At 34.2% G+C, this 8,358-nt stretch carries 8 protein-coding genes and 1 pseudogene; 8 read left to right on the top strand and 1 reads right to left on the bottom strand.

Annotated features, from left to right (window positions below; all coding sequences use genetic code 11):
* Positions 1-519: pseudogene (locus ACLHDF_RS32770) on the top strand (hypothetical protein); the annotation flags it as partial.
* 541 nt (positions 520-1,060) lie between these two features.
* Here ACLHDF_RS32770 and dcm read toward each other — a convergent pair.
* Entirely contained in the window at positions 1,061-2,266 is a 1,206-nt protein-coding gene (dcm, locus tag ACLHDF_RS32765; RefSeq protein WP_413922460.1) for a DNA (cytosine-5-)-methyltransferase, read from the bottom strand.
* 154 nt (positions 2,267-2,420) lie between these two features.
* Between dcm and ACLHDF_RS32760 the strand changes: the two genes are divergently transcribed.
* The 7 genes from ACLHDF_RS32760 to ACLHDF_RS32730 form a co-directional block, all read left to right on the top strand.
* Entirely contained in the window at positions 2,421-3,380 is a 960-nt protein-coding gene (locus ACLHDF_RS32760) for a type II restriction endonuclease (protein WP_413922459.1), read from the top strand.
* 809 nt (positions 3,381-4,189) lie between these two features.
* On the top strand, positions 4,190-4,366 hold the full coding sequence (locus ACLHDF_RS32755; RefSeq protein ID WP_413922458.1) for a YlcI/YnfO family protein: 177 nt from the start codon (positions 4,190-4,192) through the stop codon (positions 4,364-4,366).
* Positions 4,356-4,970 carry a hypothetical protein gene (locus ACLHDF_RS32750; protein ID WP_413922457.1) on the top strand — a complete coding sequence of 205 codons (615 nt, stop codon included), beginning with the start codon at positions 4,356-4,358 and terminating at the stop codon, positions 4,968-4,970. Before ACLHDF_RS32755 ends, ACLHDF_RS32750 begins: the two co-directional genes overlap by 11 nt.
* A gap of 109 nt (positions 4,971-5,079) precedes the next feature.
* The gene (locus ACLHDF_RS32745; RefSeq protein ID WP_413922456.1) at positions 5,080-5,706 is read left to right on the top strand and encodes a DUF3967 domain-containing protein; all 627 of its coding nucleotides are present in this window, start codon (positions 5,080-5,082) and stop codon (positions 5,704-5,706) included.
* A gap of 669 nt (positions 5,707-6,375) precedes the next feature.
* Positions 6,376-6,972, top strand: a complete 597-nt coding sequence (locus tag ACLHDF_RS32740; protein ID WP_413922455.1) for a recombinase family protein — start codon at positions 6,376-6,378, stop codon at positions 6,970-6,972.
* Between the two features lie 21 nt (positions 6,973-6,993).
* Entirely contained in the window at positions 6,994-7,191 is a 198-nt protein-coding gene (locus ACLHDF_RS32735) for a hypothetical protein (RefSeq protein WP_413922454.1), read from the top strand.
* Positions 7,192-7,794: 603 nt separating this feature from the next.
* Positions 7,795-8,358, top strand: a 564-nt coding sequence (locus ACLHDF_RS32730) for a protein rep (RefSeq protein WP_413922453.1), incomplete at its 3' end; no start/stop codon positions are given.

Genomic DNA, 8,358 nt, shown 5'->3' with positions numbered 1-8,358 from the left:
AGTAAACATATGAAGCATGTTAACACATACAGTCATGATAGATATAACAAAGAGAATAAGAGACTGTTCACAGATGAAGAGATACTGATACAGAAGATATGGAAGTTGCTAAACACTGGAACAAAGGTAACAAAGAAAGCCATAGACAGTATGAGATTAGGTTATAGTTGTACTATTGACAAATTTAAAGAAGATGACTTTTTGGAACTGTTTAAATACATGACTAAGTCAACGAGTGAAGAAGATACGATACTAACTTATGAACAGTTTAAGACTTTATACTATACACTGTTCAAAACTAGACAGATACAAGGATATGGATGTTTTTATAACTTAAAAGATGTAGAAGTGAGTATCGAAGAAATAGAGGATTTGTATAATCCGTATATAGAAGCATTACAAAAAGAAGAAAACCCTGTCGAGATTTTGGAGAGTCCGACAGAGTTAGCGAAAGATGAAGATTATATAGTGATAAGTCGAAAGAAAGTTGGGGCTTTCTTAAGACGATTAAACGATTAATAATGAGTCGTGTTGTGCTTCCTATGTAGTTAAGGAAAGTATAGCACGACTTGAAAATATAAACAAAAGAATAAAAAACACTGTATTACTAATACAGTAACATAGTAGCACAGTATAATATAATTAGACAAGAGCAGTCCTTAAGGGTTGCTCTTTTTGTGTGCTGGGGCTTGTGAGAATCGCTTGTGAGGTGTCTTTAAATGGTTTTTATCCTTAACCCCTGTTGAATTACTTAATGGGCGTATAGGGGGCGTGATTACGACAGAATGGTGGGTATGTGTTTGGAGGATTTGGGTAGGTTGGTTCACATCCGCATCACGAGATTTTTAAACTACTGATTCGATAATTAAACTAGCAGTTTAGATGTTGGTGATGTTCTAAAAACGCTTAGATTGCCCTCAGAGGCGTTTAAAATCAATCCATGTAATAAATTAATCAAGTTGAATGTGTTGGTTTTAAAATCAATTCTGTGGAGTGTGAGAGGCTATTTAGATTGTTTAATTCACACTCCACAATTGATAATTGATAGATAGTTAATTATTTATAGAATTGCTGTTAATTGTTGTTCTGTATTGATAATTTTAACCGAATGCTTTTCTAATTCAACAAAACCATTTACTTTTTCAATAGCATCAATCATTTGTTTTGCTACTGCTTCAACAACTGGGATTGCTACAGAATTACCAAATTGTCTATAAGCTTGAGTATCAGATACTGGGATAATAAATTCTTCTGGGAATCCTTGTAGTCTGGCGCATTCTCTTGGTGTTAACTTTCTTGGGTTTTTATTTGGTCCTTGGTCTATTAGAATTTCACTTCCATCTTTGTAATATCTGGCACTTATAGTATTAGTGTATAGGCTATCTTCATTAAACAGGGAAAAACCAAAACCATTGCCTTTCTTTTTATGTTCTTCTTTTCTACGTAAATGACCTTGATATAACTTATCGGAAATCGTATATTTCTCATTTACTTCAGTTTCTAAAATATCTCCTACACGAGTTGGTTTTAAAGTAGGTTTAGGGAATTCAAATGGTACTTCAGCGCCTTTATATTCGTTATTAAATCCGACAATATAAATACGTTCCCTGTTTTGAGGAACTCCAAAGTCAGCTGCTCTCAGGACAGAGTAATAAGCAGTATAATTAAGTTCATCTAAGATTCTTAATATATCTTTTAGTGTTTGTCCTTTGTTATGACCTCTCAACTGTTTAACATTTTCAAGAAGAAAAGCTTGAGGTCTTTTTTCCTTAATAATTCGTGCTATATCGAAAAATAAAGTGCCACGTGTATCTTCAAACCCTTTTTTTAGACCTGCTTGAGAGAATGGTTGGCAAGGAAATCCACCTAATAATATATGGTGCGAAGGAATTTCTTTTTCATCAATTTGAGTAATGTCGCCTTTTGGTTCTTCTCCGTAATTAACTTTATAAGTTTTAGCTGCGAATTTATCCCATTCAGAAGAAAATACAGCCTCCCCACCCAATTTTTGAAAAGCTAGTCTAATACCCCCTATACCTGCAAATAAATCAATCATTTTGAACTTTGTTTCTTTTGGAGAAGTAAATGGTGGTTCTTCAGGGAAGTTTAAAATTGATTGGTATTCTAAAGGAGAAGGTTCTGACTCCCCGTTTTCCCATCTTCTTAATGTTCTATCTCCATTTTTACCTAGACCTAATGCATCGGCAAACTCTTTTTGGGTTAATTCTAATCTTTGTCTTTTATTTTTGATTTCCAAATTACGCAATTATGTGTCACTCCTCGGACGATTTGTCCTTTTTTTAACACAAATTATACAGATTGAAATGATTAAAGTCTATAAAATTGTTAAACGATTGAAATATTGAGCAAAAGGAAGTAGTGTCAAAATAAGAAATAAATAACACTTAAGGAATGATTTTATGGATGTAGAACAATTTAAGAAGGTAATTCAAAAGAATAGAAAGCAACTAATTCCTCGTCCGAATGAACTTGTAGATTTGGTATTGCAGGAATCACCGTATCATGATAAAGATTCGGAATTTTTCTTAGAGAATGCAAATGATATTTTGTATTATTTAAGAAAAGGTAGTTGGGAAAAATATTTATTGTTAGAAAAGGAATTAGACAAAGTATTAATGGGGTCTTTAATACAGGAAGACCCTAGTATTATGAAGTACTTTTCAGAAAGAGACGATAAGGCAGTAATAACATTGGAAGATGTTCAGGATATAGTGGCTAATTTTCTGGAACATCATGGAGGGTATCTCTTTGAGTTATCAAAAAGTCATACTAACTCAAGAAGGTCTAGAGCAGGAAATGAGTTTGAATTTATTATAGAAACCATATTGTTACGATGTGGAATAATGTTTGATAACCAAGGTGTGATAGGTTCGAAATTATTTAATACAGAACGCTTGGGTAAGCTGGTAGACTTTGTAATTCCTGGTGTTGTTGAGTATAACACTGAGAGAAGAAAGTGTTCATTAGTTTCAATGAAAACATCGTTAAGGGAAAGATGGCAGGAAGTACCTGAAGAAATGAAACGCACAGGCGCTCAAGAAATGTTCTTATTGACTTTAGATTCAGGAATTTCAAGTAATACAATTGAAAGTCTCTCTTCCCACAATATCACTTTAGTTGTTCCTGATGATTTAAAGGTGTCTAAATATGAAGGGAATCGAAGTGTCTATGGATTAACCCGATTCTTATTTGAATTGAAGGAATTGAATCAATATTGGCTTTCTCAAGAAGACCTTGGACAAGACTTTTACAAACAGAAAGTAAAAAGTATTAATAAACGATTAGCAAAAGTAACTAGTGCTTATGAAAGAGATAATCTTACTTCATTGCAAGATTATTTTATAAGTAAGCTGTCATAAACAAAAAAGGGTGTCATTTATTGAAATGGCGCTCTTTTTATTTTGTTTGTGTATTAATATCTAACCTCCATCATAACCTCCATCATTCACACCAACAGTCTGTTAAATAGTTCGACTCGATAAGCCTCCAAAGTGAATAGCAGCGGTGCAATAATTTGATAAAAACCCCTTGTATTTTATAGCTGTTTTCAATCGCATTATGAACAAGTGTCAGTTCTATTGAAAGTGGATAATTCCAAGATTTTTATGATTGTTGTTCGATAAGCTTCCGATGCGAAAAGTTCAATTCATTTTGTCTTACTTTTTAGCTTTGAAATCGTTATTAATAATGTGGGGGGGTACAACAAAGTATTATTTTGTATGTGTACTTTTTGTGAGTCAAATCGTTATTAATAGTGAGGGAGAAAAAATATGTAGTGGTTTTGTCTCCCTTTTAGTTCTTTAAATCGTTATTAATAATGAGGGGGTATAACAAAGTATCGTTTTGTATGTTTACTTTTATGCTCTGAAATCGTTATTAATAGTGTAGGGGTCATTAATAAACGAACATAGAAACACCTTCACGTTGTATAGTCGGTTTTTTACTACCCCTAAAATTATCTAAAGTTTTAAAGGGTCAAAACTTTAGATTCCAACTCATTGTTACAGAGGGACTGTCTTACCCTCTGTTACTCCTTTCTTTTATATAACTTAAGTTGGTTATGGTAGAGGGGTTGTCTCCCTCTCTACTACTTTTAACAAAATCCCATTGAATCAAATTCATATACATAGCCTTAAATAAGGCGAAATAATAAAGAAAGGGATATGTTATGAAAGAAAATCAACAGCATGAAACGATTGTGAAAGCAATTAGGATTCATAAACAATTATTTGAGCAAGCCCAGCAAGCAAAAGAACAATATGAAGTACCCATTTCATTTAACAGATTTGTTGTGAATGCAGTAGAAAAAGAAGTTAAAAGAAAGGGTGCTGAAATTGACAGTTAAACGTTATCAGAAAGCAAATAAAACAGGTATTAAAAAGAAGGATATTCCATTAGATACAAACATAATTATCGTGAATAATACTGGTAGCGGTGGATTCTTCTATTCTCATGACCGAATCGAGCATGTGATTGATTTACAAGAGCCTACGAGCCATGAGCAGAAAACTCTTGCAGACTTAAAAATCATTAGCCAGTTCTCGAAGACCATCTTTTCTGAATATGGCATTCTGATTGTTGATGTATTAGACGAGGAATATACTCTTGAGGATGTTTATGCATATCTTGATTTAATGCCTGTCTATGATGAATTGATGCTTCTTGCAAAGAATGAAGATGGATTTGATACAGGCATGTTTGAGCGCTTTGCTATTAAAAGTAGTCTTAAAGCGTTCACTCAAACCATTGTTAAACTAACTATTCCAGCACAGAAAAGACTGATTCAGGCACTATTTCATGCTTACAAAGATAAAGTGATTTCTAATAACCAAGCTGGCTATGATAAATGCCAATTTGTTGCTCGTATCTTGAAGATGGAAGACGATGTGATTGACGTTCTGAAAAATGATTATCGTTCTCCATCAGTACACATTAATGAATTGATTTAAGAACCGCAGGCGGGGATTAGGTTGCAATAGACCTAGTCCCCGCCTTTTTTGCGTTTATGGAGGAGTTACTCGATATGTAGCGAATATCGTATCGAGGGAGGCGGTTAATATGAATGATAATCGAAAAGAGTATGCGACTAGAGACATAGCGAATATCGTCAATATAGCAGAACCTACAGTTCGTAAATACGCCCAGTCACTTGAAAAAGCGGGATACATATTTGTTAAAAATGAGCATGGATATCGTATTTTTACCGATAAAGATATATTTACTTTTAATGAGATGAAGAACCTTTCTATGAAGCATGGATTGCCAACTAAGAAGGTGGTCGACATGATTATGATGAACTTAAAGGAGCAAAATGAAGGGTCGATACCGCACGTATCGGAGGTCGATACGGTAGTTAAAAAGCCATCAGAGCAAGAAAAAACAACCGATATAGCCCAATATGATGAGCGATTCAACAGTATGTTTGAAAGACTTGAACAGCTTGATAAGTTAGACGATATGCAAAAGCAATTAGATAAACAAAATGAATTTAATCAGTTGCTTATGGAAAGATTGGAGCAACAGCAAAAATACATTGATGAAAAGATTGAAAAGCGTGATAAGCAATTTATTGATGCTATAAGGGAATCACAAGAAACGAAAAAGTTAATAGCAAGTGCATTGGAACAGCGGGAAAAGGAAGAACAGAACAAAGGGTTCTTTGCCCGTTTATTTGGGAAAGGGTGAGCCATACAAGGAAGTATGGCTCTTTTTCTTATGATACAAAAGGGGCAATGAACATAACTGCTTTGATGACAGTTAACCATAACCCTCCATTGAACTTGACTTCAACTTCTTTACCTTTTTCAGATTTGTATTTGAAATGGAACATATATCCCACCTCCCTTAATTTGTAGTTACTTAGAATGTCGGAGCGACTGAAACATCCTTTTATCAGATTCGGAAATCAATATAGATATTTCAGTTGCCCTTATAACACTGTTTAAGAAATGAGGCTCTTTCACAGGTGACATAATGAATTAATATCGAAAACTTCAAAGGATTTCTCATCCTCCCATATAAAGTTCATCTATGTAGGTCATTTGTAAGCATTTGATATAAAAATTGTAAAGCTTTTACTGAAATAAAAAGTCCCCCGTTTTGTCTGCTTTTTGTACCCCTTTTTGTCTGGATTTTGTCGGGTTTTTGTCGGTGATTTAGGATTGAATAAACGAAAATGACAAATCGTATCAAAAGGTACACGTTTAGAGACAAAAATGAGACCTTATAAAATCAACATTTCATTAGTTTTAAAAGGTTAATAAACAACTTTTGATACGTATCAAAATAAATGTTGACCTTTTGATACGAAATGGTTATAATCAAATTATCAAATGAATGAGGAGTTATGAGGTTATGAAGAAATTCGGTTATATTCGTGTATCATCAAAAGACCAAAATGAGGCAAGACAATATGAAGCGTTAATAAGTGAAGAGATTGACGAGCGAGATATCTTTATTGATAAACAAAGTGGTAAGAATTTTGAGCGCCCACAATATCAAGCGTTGAAACGATGTTTACGTGCGGGGGATGTGCTTTTTGTTCATTCATTAGACCGTTTCGGACGTAATAAAGACCAAATCTTAGACGAGTGGAAAGACATAACAAAAAATATCAAGGCTCATATTGTTGTCCTAGATATGCCTTTACTGGATACGAGAAAATATCAAGATTCATTAGGGTCATTTGTAACAGACCTTGTTTTACAAATCCTTTCATGGGTTGCTCAAGAAGAGCGAGAAAAGATTCGTATAAGGCAAGCTGAGGGCATTGCAGTAGCTAGGGCAAAAGGAAAGCATTTAGGTAGACCTAAAGCGATTATTACTCCTGCTTTTGAAAAAGCTTATGAGTTATGGAAAGATGGAGAAATAACTGCAGTTGAAGCGATGGAGAAGGCAGGCATGGCAAAGGCAACATTTTACCGTAAAGTCAAAGAGTACGAGGGTAAATAATTAGTTGAAAGGATGATAAGAATGAACGGTATCTTAGGAGAAGTTGGAAAAGCGCTAATCACATTACAAGCTGAAGGTGAAGTTATTATTGAAAGAACTGAAGAACTTTATGTTGATGAGATTGCCTATTATGTTGAGGAAACATTGAAAGGTGTAAAGGCAGCATACAAGATAGAAGAATTAGAATCAAACGTAAAGATGAAGATAACATTGCAGTAACAGAGGTAGTTCCCTAATTTAGGGGTGCTTAGAGGTTGGGTTTGGGCAACGCCCAAGGTCTTGATGTGCAAGGGATGTACTCCAGTGTTTTACCTTTCTTCCCTAGCCGATTACAATTGATAAACCGACAATGAGCCTAATCAATTCCTAATTTAGTGTGTGTTGTCGGCACGCTAACGCCAATAGGCTAGGGTCAAATAGTCAAGGGCTTACAGATTGTAGAATCTATGATTCGTACAAGGTGTTGCAGGGTTTACCCTTGATAATTTGATGATATGGGCTTCAATTTCAGGTTATTTAAAATAAATTTCATTATGAGAAACGTCAGGAAAAAGTGGGCGAATCTATCATTTGGTTAATGTTGGAGTGGTAGACTCATATGAAATGCTTGTCGTACAATGGGGGTAGTCCTATTTTGGGTTAGGTTTTAGATTTTTGTTTCTATCTTGATATATTAGAAATAAGTCGTCCCACAAATACATACAAGGATGCTATAAATGCAGTTGTAACAAGGTGTGAACGTGTATCGCTGACTTATTTCTAACTCATTGAAAATGAGAGTTGGACAAGCATCAAATAAACTAGGAAAGGATAACATTATGGATGAATTTTAAAGATATTGAAGTAAAAAAAGACCATATAAGACGAGTGGTCAAAAACATAGAATATAATGGCATCATTCATGGTCATTATCAGCGGTTATCTTCTGAGGTTGATGATTTTGAATCTAAGAAGATAGAAAAAAGAATTGAGAGGTTAGATGATTGTAATAAGTTTTGGATACTAGATAAATACGAAAAAGCTAGAATCAAAGACTTTAAGAAAACTAATCTCTGCAAAGATAAGTTTTGCAATAATTGTAAGAAGGTTAAACAAGCCCAGCGTATGGCGAAATTCATACCTCTGATAAAGCCCTATAAGAAAGATATGTATCAAATAACACTTACAGTTCCTAATGTTAAGGGGCGGAAGCTTAAAGATACAATAGCAGGGATGTTTAAGGCGTTTGGGATGTTGATTCGTTACATGAATGGGACTAAGAAAATAAAGGGTATAGACTTCAGTAGTTGGGGATTTGAAGGTGCTATACGTTCCTTAGAGATTACATTTAAGGAAGATGAGTATCATCCACATTTACATGCCTTGTTTGTATTAAAAGGTAACATG

The organism is Priestia megaterium (assembly GCF_046599315.1).
Taxonomy (GTDB): domain Bacteria; phylum Bacillota; class Bacilli; order Bacillales; family Bacillaceae_H; genus Priestia; species Priestia megaterium_F.
The sequence above is the reverse complement of the archived record's forward strand: the minus strand, read 5'-3'. Positions and strand labels throughout refer to the sequence as shown.